Origin of the sequence: Caulobacter sp. X (assembly GCF_002742635.1) — a bacterium.
Taxonomy (GTDB): domain Bacteria; phylum Pseudomonadota; class Alphaproteobacteria; order Caulobacterales; family Caulobacteraceae; genus Caulobacter.
The window spans coordinates 627,322-648,759 of sequence record NZ_PEGF01000001.1; the positions used below are offsets into that span (position 1 = coordinate 627,322).

Annotated in this window: 16 protein-coding genes; 2 read left to right on the forward strand and 14 right to left on the reverse strand. The window is 67.8% G+C overall.

Translation table 11 applies throughout. The features are described from left to right. Positions 1-9 precede the first annotated feature (9 nt). The 7 genes from CSW60_RS02820 to CSW60_RS02850 all read right to left on the reverse strand — a co-directional run bounded on the left by CSW60_RS02820 (position 10) and on the right by CSW60_RS02850 (position 8,399). Complete coding sequence (locus CSW60_RS02820; protein WP_099535815.1) at positions 10-699, reverse strand: cytochrome b/b6 domain-containing protein; 690 nt, start codon at positions 697-699, stop codon at positions 10-12. A 4-nt stretch (positions 700-703) separates the two neighbouring features. Continuing rightward, positions 704-1,192: a cytochrome c gene (locus CSW60_RS02825; RefSeq protein WP_099535816.1), complete on the reverse strand. Its 489-nt coding sequence runs from the start codon at positions 1,190-1,192 to the stop codon at positions 704-706. Positions 1,193-1,325: 133 nt separating this feature from the next. Continuing rightward, positions 1,326-2,603, reverse strand: a complete 1,278-nt coding sequence (locus CSW60_RS02830) for a hypothetical protein (protein WP_099535817.1) — start codon at positions 2,601-2,603, stop codon at positions 1,326-1,328. Between the two features lie 58 nt (positions 2,604-2,661). Continuing rightward, positions 2,662-4,137, reverse strand: coding sequence for a sulfatase (locus CSW60_RS02835; protein WP_099535818.1), 1,476 nt, complete (start codon positions 4,135-4,137; stop codon positions 2,662-2,664). Next, positions 4,134-5,168 (reverse strand): hypothetical protein, encoded by a 1,035-nt coding sequence (locus CSW60_RS02840; RefSeq protein ID WP_099535819.1) that lies wholly within the window; start codon positions 5,166-5,168, stop codon positions 4,134-4,136. The genes CSW60_RS02835 and CSW60_RS02840 overlap by 4 nt, the downstream gene beginning before the upstream one ends. 2 nt (positions 5,169-5,170) lie before the next feature. Further along, on the reverse strand, positions 5,171-7,585 hold the full coding sequence (locus CSW60_RS02845) for a TonB-dependent receptor (protein ID WP_161495618.1): 2,415 nt from the start codon (positions 7,583-7,585) through the stop codon (positions 5,171-5,173). A 112-nt stretch (positions 7,586-7,697) separates the two neighbouring features. After that, positions 7,698-8,399: a GntR family transcriptional regulator gene (locus tag CSW60_RS02850; RefSeq protein WP_099535821.1), complete on the reverse strand. Its 702-nt coding sequence runs from the start codon at positions 8,397-8,399 to the stop codon at positions 7,698-7,700. 130 nt (positions 8,400-8,529) lie between these two features. Here CSW60_RS02850 and CSW60_RS02855 point away from each other — a divergent pair, with 130 nt between their 5' ends. Beyond that, positions 8,530-9,852 (forward strand): DUF1254 domain-containing protein, encoded by a 1,323-nt coding sequence (locus tag CSW60_RS02855; RefSeq protein WP_236634204.1) that lies wholly within the window; start codon positions 8,530-8,532, stop codon positions 9,850-9,852. Between the two features lie 209 nt (positions 9,853-10,061). On the opposite strand, the gene CSW60_RS02860 is transcribed toward CSW60_RS02855, so the two are convergent. From CSW60_RS02860 to rutR, 7 genes are all read right to left on the reverse strand, one after another. Further along, on the reverse strand, positions 10,062-10,262 hold the full coding sequence (locus tag CSW60_RS02860) for a hypothetical protein (protein ID WP_099535822.1): 201 nt from the start codon (positions 10,260-10,262) through the stop codon (positions 10,062-10,064). After that, a complete protein-coding gene (locus tag CSW60_RS02865; RefSeq protein WP_099535823.1) occupies positions 10,259-11,824 on the reverse strand; it encodes a carboxylesterase/lipase family protein in 1,566 nt (521 codons plus the stop codon). Before CSW60_RS02865 ends, CSW60_RS02860 begins: the two co-directional genes overlap by 4 nt. Positions 11,825-11,838: 14 nt before the next feature. After that, positions 11,839-14,037, reverse strand: coding sequence for a beta-glucosidase (locus tag CSW60_RS02870; RefSeq protein WP_099535824.1), 2,199 nt, complete (start codon positions 14,035-14,037; stop codon positions 11,839-11,841). Positions 14,038-14,048: 11 nt separating this feature from the next. Continuing rightward, entirely contained in the window at positions 14,049-16,019 is a 1,971-nt protein-coding gene (locus tag CSW60_RS02875) for a glycoside hydrolase family 3 protein (protein WP_099537532.1), read from the reverse strand. Between the two features lie 76 nt (positions 16,020-16,095). Next, entirely contained in the window at positions 16,096-18,285 is a 2,190-nt protein-coding gene (locus CSW60_RS02880) for a TonB-dependent receptor (protein ID WP_099535825.1), read from the reverse strand. Positions 18,286-18,640: 355 nt separating this feature from the next. Continuing rightward, complete coding sequence (locus CSW60_RS02885; RefSeq protein ID WP_099535826.1) at positions 18,641-19,687, reverse strand: LacI family DNA-binding transcriptional regulator; 1,047 nt, start codon at positions 19,685-19,687, stop codon at positions 18,641-18,643. 165 nt (positions 19,688-19,852) lie between these two features. Further along, positions 19,853-20,608 (reverse strand): HTH-type transcriptional regulator RutR, encoded by a 756-nt coding sequence (gene rutR, locus CSW60_RS02890; protein WP_099535827.1) that lies wholly within the window; start codon positions 20,606-20,608, stop codon positions 19,853-19,855. A gap of 109 nt (positions 20,609-20,717) precedes the next feature. Between rutR and rutB the strand changes: the two genes are divergently transcribed. Continuing rightward, positions 20,718-21,437, forward strand: coding sequence for a pyrimidine utilization protein B (gene rutB / locus CSW60_RS02895; protein ID WP_099535828.1), 720 nt, complete (start codon positions 20,718-20,720; stop codon positions 21,435-21,437). The last annotated feature ends 1 nt before the right edge of the window (position 21,438 follow it).

The following is a 21,438-nucleotide window of genomic DNA, read 5'->3' on the forward strand; positions in this document are numbered from 1 at the left end:
CCTCCCGGGCTAGAACCGCAGGCCCTTCATCACCCAGTAGGTCAAAGCCGCCGCGACAAGGGCGATCAAAAGCGCCAACCATGGCGGCGCGAAGGCCAACTGCGGATCGGCATCCAATCGTCGCCGCCCGGTGACCATCGGGCGGATCAGGTTCGAGCGCTTGTAGACAAGGTAGAAGACGACGGCCGCCACATGCGCGAGCACCAGCGCCTGGATGGCCGTAAAGCTCCAGTCATGCCACTGGGCGAACTGGCGGCCTGTCTCGAAGCTGACCCGATCGGCCAGCGGACCGGACTCCAGGCCGTCGATGTCGACCGAGAACAGCCCCGTCACCACCTGGGTGACGATGGCCGCCAGCAAGGCCAGGACACTGAGAGCCCCGACCGGATTGTGCCCCGGCGTCGACGACGGCGTCCGATCACCCAGCGTGCGGGCGTAGGCCAGCACCGTCCTCGGCCCCTTCACGAACTGCGAGAACCGCGCGCTCTGGCTGCCCACCACGCCCCAGATCAGCCGGAAGGTGATCAGGGCCAGAACAGAATAGCCGGACCAGCGGTGCCAATCCATGTGTCCCGTGCTGGCCGACCACCAGGAAAAGCCGATCAGCCCGACCAGCGCCCAATGGGTCAGGCGCGTAGGCGCGTCCCAGAGCTTGAAGCCACGCTGTCTGGGCGCGATCGAGGGAGCGTCCGAGGACATAGGGTTAGTTCCGCGGCACGCGGAAGGACTCGTGGCAGCTCTTGCACGAGGCGCCGACCGCGCGGGACTGGCCGCGCACGCCGTCCAGATCGCCGGCGGCCGCCAGTTGCTGCAGGCGGGACACCTCAAGCTGGGCGCGGTTGATCGCGGCCGAGAACTTGGCCGGATCCGTCCACACCTCGGGCTTGGCGTCGGTCGGCAGCTTGGACTCCGGTCCGCTGCCCTTGGGGAACCACGAGGGGATCTGCGTGGTGAGCGTCTTCAGCTTGGCGGCGTTGTCGGCGATCAGCTTGCGGTCGGGCGCGTCTTTCTTCAGCTCGTCCGAGATGGCCTTGTTGGCGGCTCCGATCTGCTTGAAGTTGTCATGCCTGGCCTTGATGGCCTTGCCCGCCGGGGTGTTGGGCAGGTTTCCGGGCTCATGGGCCACCGCGCCCGTCGCCATCATGATCCCCGCGACGATGCCGAAGGTCGCGGCTTTGCTCATCAGCGTCATGCTCTCTGCCTCCCAGTGATTCCTGGGCGAGTATGGCGCCGTCCGGCGGCCGCGACTGCCTGTTCGTGGCTCATGACGCCAAATTCCGCGCCTCCCGCCGCTTCAGAACACAGACGCCGCGCCGACGCTGTCGCTAGCAGCTCTCTTCCAACAGGCGCCGCACGGCTTGGAACACGGCCTCTACGGGCTTGGCCTCCACACAGCGCGCGTCGTCGATCGCCGCGTGATGAAGACGATGGGCGCCGAAGATCCCGGCGACGCGCCGATAGCCGGCGGCCGCGATATGGGCGAGCTCTCCGGTGGTCCCAGCGCCAAGCGCATAGGGGGCCTCCAGCCCGGGAAGGCCCGAGAAGGCGACGCGACAGGCCGGGACAAGCTCGCTGCTGGCCATCAGGAAGCGCTGCGGATCGGCGCTGGGCAAGGGCGCCAGACGCCCGCCCAGTTCGTGCCAATCGCGCGCGGCGACATTGGCGCCCAGGTGAAACCAGAGACGAGTCTGGTCCGGCGGTGGCGCGGCCGCCTCGAGCAGGTGCTGCGCGCCAAGGTTTTCGTACTCGTGGCCGCTGTTGCTGACGAAGGCCAGATCAACCGGCAGGTTGGACCGGCTGGCCCAATCGGCCAGCATCATCCAGGCCGCGACGCCAGGCCCGCGCTCCCCAGCGCAGGTGAACCAGCCGGAACGCGGGGTGGAGACCACGAGCCATTGACCATGACCGCGGTCTCGCCGCCCGATCAGGTTGAAGCTGGGGCGCCGCCCGCCCCGCCCGGTGATCTTCAGAACGCCGGCGGCGCCCGACTTGGCCGCCGCGATCAGCGCCGGCGCATCCTTCGGCGCCAGCGTCGCCACCGGCGAGTTGAACAGCGGCGTTCGACCATCGGCGTTGAGCGCCAAGGCCTCGCCGCTGGGACCGGTGGTGATCAGGACGACCGCCTGCGCGCCGGCGCTCAAGGCCGCTTGGACGGGCCCTCGCACGGCGGGCGACACCGCGCTGCTCCAGCGCGCGTAGGGCAGTGCGATGAGGACGATCGCGCCGTCGGCCGCCGCCGCCGCGTCTTCCGGCGCGCGGACAACGACCCGTCCCCCTATGCCGTCGGAGCCCGTGGGCGTGACGATCGCCTGGGGTACGACCGCGGCGCGCGCGTCTCCGACCTGGAGCCAAGCCTCGTCGACCTCGAAGAAGGGTGCGTCGAACGCCTGGCGTTCGACCACAAGCCCGCGAGCCTCAAGCCAAGCGGCCATCCACTCGCCGCAGGCTATGTCCCCGGGCCCGCCGCTCGCCTTTCCGCCGAAGGCCACATAGCGCTCGAGCAGCTCGGCGGCGGATGGCGCGCTCTGCGCCGCCCAGGCCGTACTGGTCGCCACGCCGGCGGCCAGCGGCGTCGCCAGCAGAGATCTGCGCGTGGGCGTCATCGGTCCCCCTCTCCTGGTCGCGGCCGGCCAAAGGGGGCCGGCTCTCGACGGCTTGACCTCAGTTGAACAGCTGCACCTTGCGTCCGTCGACCTCGGAGCGGAACTGCCGTCGGCTGGTGAACATCGGCTCGATATTGGCCTTGTCCCAGGCGGCGAAGTCTTTCGAAAGGCGCGCCACCACTTCAGGATGGGCGCTGGCCAGATCGTGCTTCTCGCCCGGATCCTTCGAGACGTCGAACAGCAGCGTCCACTGGCCCAGCGGCGAGACCTGCGCCTTGACGCCATCGGGCGTCGGCGAGCCCAGCACGTTGGTCATGTCATCGACCGTGTCGGACTTGTTGACCACCAGCAGCTTCCAGTTTCCTTCGCGCACGGCGTGATTGGGTCCCATGCGCCAGTAGAACGCCCGCTCCACCGGCTTGGCGGTCGGCGCGAGCGCCGAGGCGATGTCGCGTCCTTCGACGCCCGTGGGCGCCTTCACACCCGCCAGGTGCGCGACCGTGGGCAGGATGTCGAGGGTCGAGACGGGCCGGCTGGAGACCATCCCCGGCGAGATACGGCCGGGCGCCGAGATGATGAAGGGCACGCGCACCCCGCCCTCCCAGGGGAAGGCCTTGTAGCCCGACAACGGTGCGTTGGAGCAGGCGCCGCGGATGTAGTTGGGGCAGCCATTGTCGCTGAGGAAGAAGACCACCGTGTCGCGTTCCAGATCCTCGTCCGCCAGAGCCTTGCGCAACCGGCCGATATTGTCGTCCAGCGACGCGACCATCGCCGCGTAGAGCCGCTGGTGGGGCGAGGCGATGTGGGCGTAGCGGTCGGTATAGGCCTTGGGCGCCTGCAGCGGGGTGTGAGGGGCGTTATAGGCCAGGTAGAGGAAGAAGGGCTGGCGGCGATGGGACTTGATGAAGCCTATGGCTTCGTCGGTGAACACGTCGGTCAGGTAACCGCCCTGCTCGACGACCGTTCGTCCGCGCACGATCGGAAAGCGCGCGCGGGTCATGGCGCCGTCGGCCCCGGTGTCGGCCTGCAGACCGCTTTCCGACGGATCCTTGAAGTAGCTGGCGGCTCCGCCCAGGAAGCCGAAGAAGCTATCGAAACCCCGGTCGAGCGGGTGGAAGCCCGGCGCCTGGCCGATGTGCCACTTGCCCACCATCGCGGTCGCATAGCCGGCGGACTTCATCACCTGGGCGATGCTGGTCTCACTGACGGGCACACCCGTCTGCTCGTCACGCCCGACGGGATTGAATTCAAAGCCGAAGCGGGCCTGATGGCGTCCGCTGATCAGGCCCGCGCGCGAGGGCGCGCAGACCGCCGCGGTCGCATAGCCGGCGGTAAAGCGCACGCCCGAGGCGGCCAGCGCGTCGATGTTGGGCGTGTCGATCACCTTGCCGCCATAGGCGCCCAGATCGCCATAGCCAAGATCGTCGGTCAGGATGACGATGACATTGGGCGCGCGCGGCTTCGCGGGTGAGGAAAAGCCCGTCGTGGCGAGGCCGACCAAGCAGGCCGCGAAGGCAAGGATCCAGCGCTTCATGGGCTCTCCGCGGGTCGGATGGGGGTGGCAGCGCCGCAGGCCTTGGCCTTCACATAGGCCTCCCCCATCGGCGCGAGGATCTTGGGCAGGTCGCACAGGCTTTTGGCCGCCGCGGTGTCACCCCGAAGGTAGGCGCGCCAGAAGGCCAGCGTCTCCTCGACGATCACCCGCATTTGGCCTGCGTCAGTAGGTTTTGGCGCACCCATGGACTGGCGTCGTCCGGTGTAGACGCCATGGTCGCCGTCGCGCAGCACGATCAGGAACTGATCGGCGCCCGTGATCTCCTGAAACGGAATGGTCCGCTCCCAGGGCGTCTTTTCCAGATCAATCGCGGTGCGGTCGAGCGTGCCGGTGAAGTGCAACATCGGCGTATGGATCTGAGCGAACGCGGTGTTGGCCCCGCCCTGCCGAGGCTTGTTGGGGCTGTAGACAATGGCCGCCTTGATCCGAGGCTCGCGGAAGGCGCCGTCCGGCGCGCCCGGCAGGACCTGCCCGACGGCGACCAGCGTGGCGAGCGCGCCGAAGGAATGACCGCTCATGCCGATGCGCGAAAGATCCAGCTTGCCGGCCAGAACGCCGCCAGGCGCGTTCATGCGCGTGAGCTGGTCCAGCGCGAAGGGGATGTCCCCAAACCGGTTGGCGGCCGCGTCGGGCGCCAGCTTGCCCAGCAGTCCGGCTTCCTCGCCGGGACGAAATCCCGCCAGGATGGCGGTGTCCGAGCCGGGATGCTGCAGGGCCGCCACCGCGAAGCCCGCCTCGGCAAGCGCCTGGAGGATATAGGTGGAGCCCTCTCGCGATCCGCCCAATCCATGGGAGTGGACGATCAACGGAAAAGGCCCCGGGCCGGCGGGCACGTAGAGCTTGTAAGGCACTTCACGCCCGCCGCGCGCCGGGTCAGTCCACTCGCCGTAAGAAATGCTGGGCTTGGCCGCCGCCGCGCTCGCCACGTCCCGCGCCGCCGCAAGGCTCGGCGCGGCCGTCCCCAGCGCCAGGGCCGCCATGGCCGCGCGAGCCGAGCGACTCCAGGCCATGGCTAGAACTCCCATCCCAGCTCGACCCCGATCACCCGCGGGTCGGTGTAGAACTCGTTCGCGCTGACGATGTTGGCCAGATAGGTCTTGTCGCCGAGGTTGCGGCCAAAGACCGAGAACCTCAGGCGTTCGGAGCGCACGCCGATCCGCGCGTCGATCAGGCCATAGCCTTGGTACGAGCGGCTGTTGTCGGGGTTCTCATAGCCGCCGTCGGCCATCTGCAGGCCCGCCGAGGCGAAGCCGCGCCAGGCGCCGCCCACGGGGAAGGTATAGGTGGCGTTCAGCGCGAACTGATAGTCGCGCAGGCGCGGCACGGCCTTGCCGCTCAGGTCGGCGTCATCGGGAAGCCCATCGCCGTTCAAGTCGAGCTTGGCCTTGGCGCCGTCTTCGAACTTGCCTTTCTGCCCGCTGAGGCTGGCGCTGAGGGTCAGGTCCGTCGCGCCGAGCAGGAACCGGCGACGGGCCTCGATCTCGTAGCCGGCCACGTGGGCGTCGCCGGCGTTCTGCAGAATGAAGCCGCGCGAAAGCGAACTTGGCGCACTGACCACCTGAACATTGTTGGTCCAGGTGTAATACACGGCCGCCGACAGCTGGACGCCCTTCCAGCGTCCCTTGGCGCCCGCCTCGTAGGAGTAGGCGTATTCGGGATCATAGAGCAGTTGCTGGGCGATCTGGGCGCGGACGGTCGTCGGCGGCAGATTGCTGTTGAAGCCGCCCGGGCGATAGCCCGTGGCGAAGCGGCCATAGACATTGGCGCCGTTGTCGAAGCGGTGACGCAGGGTGACCGTCGGGGTCACGAAGGTCCAGCGGCGTTCGGCCTCGACACGGGCGGTCTCATTGCCGGCCGCGCAAGCCGTCCCTGTCACGTTGGGCGGACAGAATTCGACCGAGCTGGCCGGCAGCGGACCCGTCGCGCCATCCGGATCGACCGTGACCACGGCCATCAGGCCCGCCGGCGTCGCGCCGCTCCCAAAGAAGGCCAAAGGATCCTTGGCGTAGCGTTCGAACCAGAACGACTTCTTGTCGCGCTGCAGGCGCGCTTCAACGCCCAGGGTCGTGGCGTCCGTAAGCTTGTATTCGAGGCTGCCAAACAGCGACGGCGACTTCAGCTCTTCGGAGAAAGCGTCGTGATTGACCGAAAGACGAGCGGACGAACGCACGCTTGCGGAATTTCCTGTTAGGGCCCCGGCCTGGCCGACCACGCAACCGGCGGCGACCGACTGGAGAGCGCCCGAATAGGCGGGGCAGAGATAGGGGTCGATGACGACATCGTCGCTGGTGGACAAAAACTCGACGCCCGCCAGCCAGGTGAGACGGCCCTCGCCCTTGGAGCTCAGATAGGCCTGGGCGACAAAGCGGCTGTAGTCCTCGAACTGGCCCACGGTGTAGTCCGGGGTGAGCACCGCCGCGCCGGGGGCGACATCTATGCCCGACTGGCCCGCATAGTGATCATTGTCCTCGTTGGTCCGCCCCGCGTCGCGCGTCTTCCAGCCGACCTTGGTCGTGAAGTCCGCGAAGCCGAAGTCGCGCTTGGCCGTCAGATAGACCGAGTCCTCGGTGATCTTGGCGCGTCCCTCGCGATCGAGATCCGCCCGGGTCCAGCGCGAGGCGTCCAGCACCGAGCCGTCGACACGCGCGGCGCGGCGAGCCAGACTCGAAAAGGCCGGCGTGTCGCTCTCGTAGCGCTCGTAGGTCAGGTCGACCGTGGTCGCCGAGTCCGGCGTCCACCGCAGCCCCGCGCGCAGACCCTTATAGGTCTGCCAGTCCACCTCATGACCGGTCGTTTCGTTGGTGATGAAGCCGCCGTTCTGGTCGTCGTAGAGCCCCGCCACGCGAAGGGCCAGCTTGTCGGCGGCCAGCGGCAGGTTCACGACCCCTTCGATCGAGGCGCGCTCGGGCTGGCTATAGCGAGCGGTGAGCGAACCGCCGAGGGTCTGGTCCGGCGCGTGGGCCACGACATTGACCGCGCCGCCCACGGAGTTGCGGCCATAGAGCGCCCCTTGCGGCCCCCGCAACACCTCGATCCGCTCGATGTCCAGCAGGTCGATACGGCTCAGGGATCGACCGCCAAAGCCGCCGCCGGCGTTATAGAGCCCATCCTTGTAAAGGCCCGTGGCGGCCTCGGAAAAGCCCAGACGGCCGCTGCCTTGCCCACGGATCGAGATGTCCTGGAGATATTCCGGCCCAGAGGTGACCAAGGTGGCGCTGGGCGCCTGGCGCAAATAGTCCTTCATGCCGTCGAGCACGAGATTGCGGCGCTCCTCGGCGGTGATCGCCGAAATGGCCGCCGGCACCTCCACAAGGGTCTCGCTGCGCTTGCGCGCGGTCACGACGATCTCATCGAGCGCCTGGGCGTCCGACTGCTGGGCCCATGACACCGCCGGCGTTGTCGCCAGCGCCAAACCCACGGCGGTCATCAGACCGCGCCGTCCCATTCCACGCCGCATGAGCGCCTCCCCGCGATTTTATCGTTGCGGGAAAGCTCCAGCCGCCAGCGCCAATTGTCAAACAATTTTTTGAAACGGCCGATTAATCGCCGATCGACTCAAGATGTAACGCCGACGCCAAGGACCGACGGGTGATCATCACGATCATCCGGGCCGCGGCGGCGGCGATCTCGGGATGGCGATCCTTGACCGCCGAGACCAGGATCCGGTGCGCCGAGAGAGACTGCTGCTCAGACTGCGAGGTCCCGGGCTTGAGAAGACGTTGCTGCCAGAGCGCCAGATTGCCGACCTGGGTCAGCATGCGGTAGGCCAGGACGCTGCCCGAGTATCGCCCCACCAGTTGCCCCAGGCCGAACGAAAGCGTGTAGAGCTCGGTGCGATCGGCGTCGCGCGTCACCGCCGCCTCTATGGCTTCAAGCATGCCATCCAGCCGCGGGATCAAGCGATCTGGAAAGCGCTGGGCCGAAAGGCGCGCGCACTGGGCGTACATTTCCTCAAGCAGGCTGAAGATATCCAGCAGCTCTTCGGAGCCCACCGAGACCACCTGCGCGCCGCGCCAGGGCTGCATCTCGACGAACCCCGCGCGCGCCACGCTGCGCAGAGCCTCGCGGACCGAGGCGCGGCTCACGCCATGGCGCGCCGAGACCTCCTGTTCGCGCAGCCAGGCGCCCGGCGGATAGTGATTGTCGATAATCTCACGAATGAGGGTTTCAGACAGGCGCGCGTCCAGCGTCTGATCACTCTTGCGCCGCACCCGCGGCGCGCCCGACCTGACCTCGTCCATCCGACCTCCCTCAGTTGACGTTACAGTAAGCCAGAAGCTCGCAAAACGGAACGTCAGACAATTGCCAATCTTGATCGGGATGAATTAGGGTCCTCCCAACGGCGTCGAAGAGCGCCTTTGGGAGGAGAGGATGATGATCCCGCGACGCGATTTTCTGGCCGGCGCCCTAACGCTGTCTCTGGCCGCGCGCGCCAGGGCCGCCAGCCATGCCCCCCTGTCCCTGGCGCAGGCGGCGAAGCTGGCTTGGCTCTATGGCCTGCCCATGATCGAGACGGCGGGCATCCGCGCCCGCACCGCCAGGCTTGGAACCTTCAACCGGCTCTATCACCAGACGGATCTGGTCACCCCGGCCAACCAGAAGGTCACCTCCCCCAACAATGACACGCTCTACAGCCGCGGCTTTCTGGATCTTCGCCAAGGCCCGGTGACCCTGACTCTGCCCGCTAGCGGCGAGCGTTACCTTTCGCTGGCGCTGATGGACATGTGGACCAACAATTTCGCCATCCTTGGCACGCGGACCACGGGTCCGGATGGTGGTCGGTTCGTCGTCGCGGGCCCGAGCGGCCCGGCGCCCTCGGGCGCGATCCGCGCGCCGAGCGATTTCGTCTTCGCGCTAGGGCGCACCCTGGTCGACGGCCCCGGCGACCTGGCTGCGGCCCGCACCGTGCAGGCCGGCATCATTGCATCGGGCCCAGAACGCGCGCCGGCCGACTTCGTCACGCCCGTTACGCGCACCGCCCCCTGGCGAGACTATTTCGCCAGCCTTGGCGCGCTTCTGGTCGAAAACCCGCCGCCGGCGACCGACGCGGGGTTCTTCCACGCCGTAAGGACGCTGGGCCTCACCGCTCAAGGCTTTAATCCCCCCGCATTTACGGCGGACCAGGAGCGCGAGATCGCCGAGGGCGTGGCACAGGCCGTGCGTGTCGCCGCCGAACCACGCGGCGGGCTCTATGCGGCGCAGGGCTGGGTCTATCCGCAAGCGAACCTGGGCGACTTTGGCCAGGACTATGTCTTTAGAGGGCAGATCGCGCTGACCGGCCTCTTTGGCCTGCCACTGGTCGAAGCGGTCTACACGCGTCCTGTCGGCGACAACAATTCAGGGCTTCTGAACGGCGAGCGCTATCGCCTGACCTTCCCGCCGGGCCGGATGCTGCCCGTCGACGGCTTCTGGTCCCTGACGATGTACGCGGCGACGCCGGATGGTCAGTTCTTCCTGACGCCAAATCCCATCGACCGCTACGCGATCGGCGACCGCACGCCGGGACTGAAGTACGGCGCCGATGGGAGTCTGGACATCTGGATCTCTCGCCGCCCGCCCGGTTCTGGACGCGAGACCAACTGGCTGCCCGCGCCCGCCGAGGGGCCCTACATGGTGAGCCTGCGGGCCTATCTGCCCAAGCCTGACCTGCTCAACGGCGTCTATCGCGCGCCGCCGCTGATCGCGGGCTTCTAGGGCCGCTTGAACGCCGAAGGGCGCCTCCGCGCTAGTCTCTCGCACCCGCGAGCGCAGCCATCGGCTGCCTCGGATCGCCTTGGAGTCATGTCAATTCGCCGCCATGGCCCAGCCCCTGGCCCCGATCATGCGAGACGGCGGCCGCAAGCCGTTTCACTGCGTCAGGCGAGAAGAACTCCGGAGACTCGTTCCGAGCCGTTGGAGACACTTCAACGCCGTCCCACAACGGCTACGGTTGAGCGCTTGAGCAGGCGCTCGTAGGTGGACAGGCGAATGGGGCGACGGTCGCGCAGGCGAACCCATGTCGTCTCGCTGATGCCCAGGGTGTCCTGCAGATGCGCCTTGGTCAGCGCCGGCAGCAGGTCGCGCAGGCGACGAACCTGCTCTGGATCGACGATGATCATCGTCATGGAACGGTCGCCTCCACCAGATCGAGGCGCGCCTTTCGCGGATCGGCCTCGGCCTTGGGTCCTTGCGCCGTGAAGTCGAGGATCCGGTCGGAGGCGACCTCATAGCGCGGCCAGGCGGGAAGGCCCGGCGCGGTTGGAACGCCGCCCTTGGCGAAGCCAATCCAGTAGGCGTGCGTCGCCTTGGCCGCCGCCGCGTCGGCGGACGTCAGCGCCGCGCCATAGCGGGCGTCGACGGTGTCGAACACGAACGGAATTTCGGTCGCGTGGGGCGCGCCCCACCACTGGCCCCTCATGCTTTCGGCCACGTAGGAGAAACGAAACTGGTAGGCGGGAGCGCCCTGCCCCGACATCACCCGCGCCACGGCGCGCGCGGGCTCGATGAACATGCGGTCGCCCGCCGCGGCCCAACCATAGACCTTGATGTCGCCGTCGCCCTTGGGATCGTACAGCGCCTCGGCCTCGGCCCGGCGCGCGCCGAACGGCGCGAAGACCTGGTCGCGGCTTCCCCCGAAGAAGAAGCCGTCGGCGCTGGTGGCCCCGACCATCACCGGCATCTTCGACCAGGCGCCGGCCTTGTAGGCCTGCAGCGGCTCGCGAGTCATGATCTTGCCGTCCAGCATCGGCCCGCCGCCCCAGGTCGGGGTGCTGGACGTCGCCATGTTGAGGCCGTCGACCACGGTCTCGGCCGGCAGCGCGCGTAGCGCCTCGAGCGCCGTCGCGTCGGTTCCCGAGACTCCGGCCTTGGCCGCGAAGGCCAAGCCCGCGGCCTCCGCCGAACGCTGACCCGCGGGGGCGGTCAGCGGCAAGGTCGGCAGCAGGCGCGGCCGCCCGCCACCCGACTGGATGATGGCTTTGTGGAACAGCCCCTTGGCCTGTGGCGCGGTCAACAGGGCGTGGACTGACATGCCTCCGGCGGACTCGCCGAAAACCGTGACGTTGTTCGGATCGCCCCCGAAGGCCGCGATGTTGTCGCGCACCCAAGTCAGGGCTGCGATCTGGTCCATCAGGCCGTAGTTGCCCAGCATCCCGCCATCTGCGCCGGCCGCCGTCAGGGCGGGATGGGCGAAGAAGCCGAACCGGCCGACGCGATAATTGAAGCTGACCAGCACCACCCCGTCGCGAGCGAAGCGATCACCGCTATAGACGGCCGGCGAGCTGCCGCCATTGACGAAGCCGCCGCCATAGATCCAGACCATCACTGGCCGCTTGACCTTGTCCTTCAGCGCCGCCTCGGGCGTCCAGACATTGGCGTAGAGGCAGTCCTCGGCCGGCTTGACCCCCAATGGCGCCGCGTCGCCCGGGAACGGGTTCTGCATGCAGTCGGGACCATAGGCCTTGGCGTCGCGCGGCGCGGTCCAGGCTTGGGGTGGCTGGGGCGCGCGCCAGCGCAGAGGGCCGACGGGCGGCGCCGCGAACGGCACGCCCTTGAAGGCGGCGACGCCTGACGAGACTTCGCCTACGATAGGGCCGAAGGTGGTGATCGCGGTCGGATCGGCCGCCAGCGCCTGGCCGGCGCAGAGCGCTCCGAACAGACCTGCGGCGATGATGGTGCGGATGGTCATCTGTATCCTCCCGGTTACGGCTTCAGCGTCCGCGCCTTGACCTTGGCCGCGCCCTTCAGGGCGAGATCGGCCGAGGAGGCGCCCACGGCGACCTGATAGTCGCCGCCCGTCAAGCTCCAGCGGTTTGCCTTGGCGTCGAAGCCGGCCAGCACGCGCGGGTCGGCGGTGATCGACACGCGACGCGTCTCGCCGGGGGCCAGGGCCACCTTGTCGAAGCCGATCAGACGTTGCAGCGGCTTGCCCGAGGCGCCGGTCAGATAGACTTGAGGCGCATCCTTGCCCGGCCGTTGGCCGACATTGGCCACGTCGAAGCTGACGGTCAGGGTCTCGCCGCCCGTCACCTTCAGGTTCGTATAGGCGAACTTCGTGTAGGAGAGGCCGTAGCCGAACGGGAACAGCGGCCTTTGGCCCGTCACGGCGAAGCGGCGGTAGCCGACATCCGCGCCCTCGGAATAGACCACGTCGAACCTGGTCTTCTCAGGCACGGTCAGGCCCGGCAGCTGCGCGCGCGGGTACTGGTCAATCGACGCCGGGAAGGTCACCGGTAAGCGGCCCGACGGATTGATCGTCCCCAGCAGCACGTCCGCGATCGCCTCGCCGCCCTTGGCGCCCGCGTACCAGGCCTCGACAACCGCGCCGGCCTGGTCCAGCCAGGGCATCGACACGGGACCTCCGGTCTGCAGCACGACGACGGCGTTCGGATTTGCGGCGGTCACCGCCGCGATCAGGGCGTCCTGGCCGTCGGGCAGCGACAGGTCGGCGGCGTCCTCGCCCTCGCCCATCCACTGGTTGCCGAAGACCACGACCACGTCGGCGGCCTTGGCGGCGGCCACCGCCGAGGCGACATAGCGGCCGTCGTCGAAGGTCACCTTGGCCTCGGGCAGCGCCTTGCGCAGCGCCGCCAGCGGCGAAGAGCCGTTGAAGTACTCGCTGCGGAACGGGCCCATCATGCCCTCCCCGCCCAGGGGCACGACGCGCTTGGCGCCGCCCGGCGGCACGACCTGCGAGGAGCCGCCCCCCGACAGCACGCCGGCGTCGGCGTGGCCGCCGATCACGGCGATCGTCTTGGCGCTCTTGGCGAGCGGCAGAAGGCCGTCGCGGTTCTTCAGCAGCACGATCCCCTCGGCCGCGGCGGCCTGGGCGACGGCGGCGCCGGCGTCGTAGTCGATCGCGCCGCCCGGCTCGACCGGCTTGTCGAACAGGCCGGCGGCGAACATCGAGCGCAGGATGCGGCGGGCGGCCTCGGAGACCCGCGCGGCCGGGACCTCGCCCTTCTGGACGGCCGCCTTCAGCGGCTCGCCGAACCAGGTGGTCCCATCGAGTTGCTCGCCCGACTGCTGATCCAGGCCCTTGAGGATATAGTCGGTGGCGTGGACCGCGCCCCAGTCCGACATCACCCAGCCCTTGTAGCCCCAGTCGCGCTTGAGCACGTCGTTCAGCAGATGCGGGTTGCCGCAGCTGTAGTCGCCGTTGACCAGGTTGTAGGCGCACATCACCGAACCGGGCTGGCCCCTCTCGATGGCGATCTGGAAGGCCAGCAGATCGCTTTCACGGTGAGCCGCCTCGTCGATCACCGAATTGGCGAAGTGACGCTTGGTCTCCTGGCCGTTCAGCGAGAAGTGCTTGACCGTCGAGACGACGCCCTGGTCCTGGATACCCTTGATCGCCGCGCCAGCCAGGTTGCCGGCCAGCCACGGATCCTCGCCGAGATATTCGAAGTTGCGGCCGTTGCGCGGATCGCGGGCCAGGTTGACGCCGCCGGCCAGCTGGACGTTGAAGCCCTTGGCCCGCGCCTCGCGGCCGACCACCGCCCCGCCGTCATAGGCCAGCTTGGTGTTGAAGGTCGCCGCCAGCGACAGGCCCGACGGCAGCGCCGTGGCGCCGTCGCCTGGACGAACGCCCAGCGGGTTGGTGACGCCCAGGCTGGCGTCGCTCTCGTTCATCGCGGGCACGCCCAGACGCGGGATGCCGGGGATGTAGCCGGCCGAGCCGATCGCGCCCTCGGGCTTCTTGATGCCGAAGATCGGCATCGACATCGGCCCGTGCAGCAGACCGATGCGCTCGTCGAGGGTCATTTCCTTTTCCAGCAGCGTCGCGCGCTCATCCGGCGACAGCTTGGCGTTCATCCAGGGCCGCGCGGACGCCTGGGCCTGGGCTGCGGAGGCGACGGCGAGCACCGCGAGGCTGGCGGCGGCGATCAGGGAGCGGTTCATGGCGGTCGTCCTTAATAGGTCAGGCCGAAGTGGATCGGATAAAGCGGGGCCTTGGAGTCATGCGGCGCGTCCTCGGCCTGGGTCTCGACGGCGGCCATGGAGGACGGCAGCTCGAACGGCAGCTTGCCGCGCGGCGGCGCTTTGCCCGTCAGGGCGTCGAGGAAGGCGTCGTCGCCGGCCCCGAAGTCGCCGATCAGCGCGGCGGCCTTGTCCCGCACGTTGGTCAGGATCGCCGGCCGGTCGAGATAGACGGCGACGATGGTCGGAACCTTGGCCGAGGCGGCCTTGATCGTCTCATAGTCGGCCGCGCCGTCCTTGAACGACAGGTCGCCCTCGTGCTGGAAGCTGCCGAAGGTGAAATTCGGATGCAGGGTCTCGAACGGCGTCGCCGTGCGGATGATCGCCAGCTCGGCCTGGGCGAGATCATCGACCGGAACCAGGCCATGGGCCCTCGCCGCCTCGGCCGAGACGCCCTTCAGCCAGACCTTCCTGCCCGCCGCCTTGAGCGGCAGCAGACCGTTCTTGTTCTCCAGCAGGGTCAGGGCCGCGCTCTGCGCCGCGCGCCCCTCGGCGAGGAAGGCTTTCGAGCCGACGACGGCCGTCGCGGCCCTGGGGTCGACATAGGGGTTCTCGAACAGACCCTGCTCGAACTTGATCGCCAGGATGCGGCGCGCGGCGTCGTCGATGCGCGCCTGGGGGATCTTGCCCGCCTTGACGGCCGCCACCAGCTCGGCCGTGTCCTCGACGCCGCCGAATTGGTCGAGGCCCGCGTTCACGCCCTTGGCGTAGCGGTCGACCTTGGCCAAGTCCTCGACGCCCCAGGCGGTCGAGAAGCCGATGAAGCTGGGCTTCTGTCCATCCGGGAAGCCGTTGCGGCAGGTCTCGGGACAATCGTTGGTGATCGCCCAGTCGGAGATCACGATTCCCTTGAAACCGTGCTTGGTCCGCAGTTGGTCCGTCAGGAGCTGCTTGGAGAATCCAGCGCCGACCTGCTCGACCGGCTGGCCGTCCAATGAAAGGTCCTTGAGGATCGCATAGGTCGGCATCACACCGACGACGCCAGCCGCGAAGGCCTGATCGAACGGCTTGACGTGCAGGTCGAACTGGCCCGCCGGGAAGACGGCGTAGCGGCCATAGCTGTTGTGGCCGTCGAAGCCCTTGGCCGAGGCGCCGTAGCCGACCCAATGCTTGACCACCGCCGAGACGCCGTTGGGCGAGAGGTTCGTCTCGCCGCCCTGGAAGCCCTGGATGTAGGCCTTGACCATCCGACCCACGAGATCGGGATCCTCGCCGAACGTGCCGCTGATCCGAGACCAGCGGGGCTCGGTGGCGAGGTCGGCCATCGGCGATAGCGCCTGGTGGATGCCGACGGCGCGATATTCCTGGCGGGCGATGTCGCCGAAGCGGCGAACCAGCGCCTCGTCTCCGATCGCCGCCAGCCCCGTGGCCTCCGGCCATTGCGAGAAGCCGCCGGCGGCGACGCTGGCGCCGTCCACGAACTGGAAGTGATGGCGGGGATCGGTGCTGATCGTGACCGGGACGCCTAGCCGCCCCTGCTCGGCGATGGCCTGGACGGCGTTGTTCTGCTCGGCCAGCCAGGCCGGATCGCCCGCGAGCCGGGTGATGAAGGTTGTGACGTGGCGATCAAGGACCAGCGGCTTCAGCTTGTCGAGGTCGTAGCCCTTGCCGCGCCCCGGGACCATGCCCCCCAAGGCCGGCAGGGTGCCGTGCATCATTTCGCCGGCCTTCTCCTCCAGCGTCATGCGGGTGACGAGGTCGGCGGCGCGCTGGTCGGCAGACCGCCGCCAGTCCTCGAACGGCGAGAGCTTGCCGTCACGGTCGAGGTCTCGGAACCGCAGGCCGTCGACGGTGATAATCTTGCCGTCGCGGACGCCGAGTTGCGGTTGGCTGGCGGCGAGGGCCGCCGAACCAGTCGCGGCCAGGATGGCGGTCGAGATCAGAAGACGTCGAAGAGCCAGCACATCAAACTCCAAACACGAGACAAAGAAGCGCCCTCGGCGCGCAGGAGACGCCGAGGGCTCAGGCGGTCTTAGGGGCCTAGAAATTGACCCCCAGCCGCAGACCGTAGGTGCGCGGCGGGGCGTAGAATTCGCCATTGCCGTTGGTGGCGAGGCCGGTGGTCGAGTTCGGCGACGAGGCGGTGCGCACGTCGTCGTCCTCGAGGTTGCGGACATAACCCTGCAGATTCCAGCGATCGTCGGCGCTGGTGTAGGTCAGGCTCAGGTCGGTCTTGGTGAAGCTGCCCTGCTTGTTCTGGGCGAAGCCGTGGTACTCGAGGTTCTTGCTGCTCTCGTAGTGCGTCTGGACGCGGCCGACGAGCTTGGCGCCCGAGGCGATCTCCCAGGTATGCTGGTAGCCGACGTTCAGCGTCCAGTCGGGCGTGCGAGCCATGCGGCAACCCGAGAAGTCGGTGGACCGCGGCGCGGCGGCGCTCCAGTTGGTCTTGAAGCACGACGCGACCGTCGCATTGGCGCTGTTGTTGGCGAAGGCGTCGCCCAGCGGCAGCACGAAGTCGGTGTAGCGCGCGTGCAGCCAGCCGAGCGTGGCGTCGATCCGGTCGTTCTCGGTCAAGACCAGATTGCTCTCGAACTCGACGCCGTAGACCCTGGCCTTGTCGGCGTTCAGCGTCACAGCGGCCTGCTGGCCGGCGATGATGCCGACGGCCGTGACCTGGAAGTCGCGGTAGTCGTAGAGGAAGCCGGTGGCGTTGAACTGCAGGCGGTTGTCGAAGAAGCGGTTCTTCACGCCCGCCTCGTACGAGGTGATCTTCTCGGGCGCGTAGACGTTGTTGGCGACGCCGTCGTAGTAGCCGCCGGCCTTATAGCCCGTGGCCACGTTGGCGTAGAGCATAGAGGTGCTGGTCAGGTCGAAGTCGGCGCCCAGCTTCCAGTTGGTGGCGTCCCACTTGGCGTCGGCCAGGTTCTTGATGACCGTGCCGGTGATCGCGCCGGCCGAGTTGGTCAGGAAGGTGCCGCCGTCGCGGGCCTTGCGATCCTCGGTGTAACGCAGGCCGCCCGTCACGCGGAATCGGTCGGTGACCTCGTATGTGCCTTGGCCGAACACGGCGATCGACTTGGCGGTGACTTCCGGCTGGATGAACGACAGATACGAGTTCGTCGCCAGGAAGACGCGGAAGTCGACGTTGTTATCCTCGGTGAAGCGATAGAGGCCGACGACCCACTTCAGCTTGCCGGTGTCGCCGCCCAAGCGCAGTTCGTGCGACCAGGTATGGTCCTTGCCCTTGAAATAGTTGGGCGCGCCGGTGCTGGCGTTCTCACCGTTCCGGTCCAGCCGAGAGAAGTTGTAGCCCGCCAAGTAGGTCAGGGTGGCGAAGTTCAGGTCCAGGTCGGCCTGGGCGTGGGCGCCGAAGAACTTGTTGTTGCGATAGAGGTTGGTGGCGCAGTTGCAGGTCCACGGATCGCTGGTGGCCAGAGCCGTGCCATAGGTCTTGTCGCCGCCGCCGGCGCCGCCCTGGTGCAGATAGTCCGCGCCGGCTTTCAGCGAGAAGGTGTCGCTGGGCTTCCATAGCACCTGCACGCGGGCCGACTTGTCGTCCTGATCGTAGCGGTCGTTGCCGCCAGTGCCAGGGCCCTTGTTCAGCGCCTTGACATAACCGTCGTGACGCGCGGTCTGGAAGGCGGCGCGGACGGCGACGGTGTCGCTGACCGGCACATTGACCATGCCTGCGGTGGTGATGGCGCCATAGTTGCCGATATCGACCGAACCATTGCCCTCGTAGTCGAACTTGGGTTGCTTGGTGATCACGTTGATCGCGCCGGCCGTGGCGTTGCGGCCGTACAGCGTGCCCTGCGGCCCGCGCAGGACCTCGACCCGATCGATGTCGTAGAACAGCGCGCCGACCGAGGTGGATCGGGCGATGTAGATGCCGTCCATGTGATAGGCCACCGCCGGATCGCCGACCTCGGTGGTGTTGGTGCTGCCGATGCCGCGCAGAAAGACCACCGCCGCGCCCGAGCCGCTGGAGCTGATCTGCAGCGCCGGCACCTGGGCCGACAGGTCGACCACCGTCTTGATGCCCTGGGCTTCCAGCTTGTCGCCCGTCACCGCCGACACGGTGAGCGGGGTCTTCTGCAAGTTTTCACTGCGGCGTTGAGCGGTCACGACCACTTCGTCGAGCTTCACGGCGCCGGCTTCCTGAGCCGCCGCGTCAGGCGCGTGAAGGCTCACGACCGCCATGGCGGCCGATGCGAACAGGAGACTACGCATCTCTTTCCCTTTGTCCTGCCTGGACTCGGAGCGCGCCGACGCGAACGCCGTGACGCCACGATCCCCAGCGGCGCCTAAGGCGCCTGTTTGCGTTTCCTTGGGCCCCTTGTTCCGAGGCCTTTTCCCGACGCCGCCGTCGCTGCCAATAATGGTTACGACAACGTTGTCTCAAGCCAGACAACACAACTACGACAACGTTGTCTATGCCTCATGTTTTTGACACCGCTGTCGGGAACCGTCGGCTACCGGACGAAATTCGCTTGCTAGGGCGGGCTCTGGCGAAGCTTTGACCGCCGCTCAGAAATCGGCGTCAAAAATCGGCCACGCCGGGCGATATCCAGGACGAAACCGGCCTCTAGGCGGACGGTGGGGCGGCGGAGTCCCTTTGGACCAGGCGATAGTCCAGCTGGCGCGCGGCCACCCTGCCCCGGAACCGCTCATCGCCGAATCCGTCGATGAGCATTTCGACGGCGGCCTCGGCCATTTCGGCCGTCGGCTGATGGATGGTCGTCAGACGCGGCCAGGCCGCCTCGGCGGACGGCGTGTCATCAAAGCCGACGACGGAGAGATCGCGGGGGACCGACAGTCCGTTCTTGGCGGCCGCCGCCAGGGCGCCCACGGCCATCTCGTCGTTGGCCGCGAAGATCGCCGTCGGCCGCTCGGGCAAGCGCAGGAGGGCTTCGGTCGCATTGAAGCCCGACAGGCTGAGAAACTCGCCCTTGGCGATCCACTCGGGCCGAGGCTCTACGCCGCGATCACGCATGGCCTCCAGATAGCCAAGGCGCCGGCGCGTCGCCGAACCATGATCGGCGGGGCCGTCGATGAAGGCGATCCGCCGGTGGCCCATATTCCATAGACGAAGGGTCTGTTCCCGCGCCGCCTTCTGATCGTCCATGAAGACGTATGGCGAACGCTCGAACTCCCGGTGCGGCGCGATGCGGACATAGGGCAGGCCCGCAGCCTCGACCGCGGCGAGGACCTCGGGGTCGTCGCAGGTCGGCGGCGTCAGCACGACGCCGTCGAACCGGGCGTCACGCAGCCCCTCGGCGAAGCGCTGGACGCCGCCCACGGTCTCTGGCGGCCGCACCTGCTCGACAACCAGGTGGTAGCCAGCGCGGCGACAAGCCCGCATCGCCCCCACCTGCACTTCGCCGACATAGTGATAGGCGCCCACCCGCATGAAAATGGCGCCGATCAGGTAGCTGCGACGGCTGGACAGCGAGCGGGCGGACACGTTCGGCCGATAACCCAGCCGGTCCACCAGCGCCTGGACCCGCGCGCGCGTCTCCTCGCCGACGCCCTCCTCGCGATTGATCACGCGTGAAACCGTCTTGATCGACACGCCGGCCTCGCGGGCGATGTCGACAATGGTGACCTTACCGCCCCGCTCGTCCTGCTGCATGTCACGATACGTATCGAAAATCAGGGGCGCGCGCGAGGCTTTGAGGACCGCACGGCAACGCCGCCGGGAAGGTCACGCCGGCGCGCCTCTTTGGGAGCTTGGTTCAAGGGGCTAGCAGAAGGCGCACGGCGTTCGCCGGGTCGCCCCAGGGGAGCGCCTCGCCAGTTAGCGCGGCCGGATCCCGTCCAGCACCAGAGCCGTCACCGCCGCCAGCGTCTCGTTCATGAAGTCGTCGTCGGACAAGGACTTTCCCGACAGCACCCGCACCTGGACCGAGAAGTCGGCATAGTGCTGGGTCAAGGCCCAGACCGCGAAGATCAGGTGCGGCGGATCGACAGGCGCCAGCCTACCCGTCGCGACCCAGCTCCGGATCACGGCGACCTTGGCGTCGAACACGGCTTTCAGCGGGCCGGCCAGAACCGGCTTCAGCAGCGGCGCGCCGCGCAGCATCTCAAGAGCGAACAGCCGCGAGACCTCCGGGTGATCGCGGCTCATGGCCAGCTTGGCGGCGATCAGGGCGGCTATGGCGTCGGCCGGGTTGTCGGCCTCGGTGAAGCGAGCCAGCGGGGCCAACCATTGCGACAGGCCCTGCTCAAGCACCGCCACGTAAAGCGCCTCCTTGGACGGGTAGTAGTAGAGCAGGTTGGCCTTCGAGACGCCCGCGGCGCGCGCGATGGCCTCGACGCTGGCCCCCTCCAGTCCAAGACGAGCGAATAGAGTCAGGGCGCTCTTCAAAATGGCGGCTTTGCGCGCCTCGCCAGCCTTCTCTCGGTTGCCCCGCGCGCCCTCGCCCGCCGCCTCGGGTTCGCCCAGGCTTTGGGCGGCTTTGAGCAGTACGCGGGCGCCCAAGGTCGCCTTTGCGACGGGCCGCCCGCCCGTCTTACGCGGCGGCTTGACGGTCTTGGCGGTCTTGCCGGTCATCGATCCTCGAACTTGGACCATTTGGTCAAACTTGGACCGAATGGTTCGGATTGCGGCGTTCTTCCGGATGGTATTCCATGCCATCCGGACTTCACAAGGAGCATAGGCGATGAGCTCTCCGATCACCCCGCTCTCCGCCGGCTGCGTCATGCTGCCCGCCCGGCCAGAGCCTTTGCCGGTCGATCCGAAGACCACGGCGGTGATCGTGATCGATATGCAGAACGCCTACGCCTCGCCGGGCGGATACCTGGACCTCGCGGGCTTCGATATCTCCGGCGCGGCCAAGGTCATCCACGAGATCAAGGGTGTGCTGGAGGTCGCCCGGTCGGCCGGCATGCAGGTGATCTATTTCCAGAACGGCTGGGACGATCACTATGTCGAAGCCGGCGGCCCCGGTTCGCCCAACTGGTGGAAGTCCAACGCCCTCAAGACGATGCGCGCCAAGCCCGAGTTGCGGGGCAAGCTGCTGGCGCGCGGCCAGTGGGATTACGAGCTCGTCGATGAGCTCAAGCCCCAGCCGGGCGACATCCAGCTGCACAAGACCCGTTACAGCGGCTTCTTCAACAGCCAGCTGGACAGCGTGCTGCGGGCCCGCGGCATCCGGCATCTGGTGTTCGTCGGCATCGCCACGAACGTCTGCGTGGAGTCGACCCTGCGCGACGGCTTCTTCCTCGAATACTTCGGGACCGTGCTCGAAGACGCCACTCATCAGGCAGGACCCGATTTCGTCCAGAAGGCCGCCTTGTTCAACATCGAGAGCTTCTTCGGCTGGGTCTCGACCACCGCCGACTTCAAGGGAGCGTTCGGGCAGCTAGCGCCGCAAATCTAGA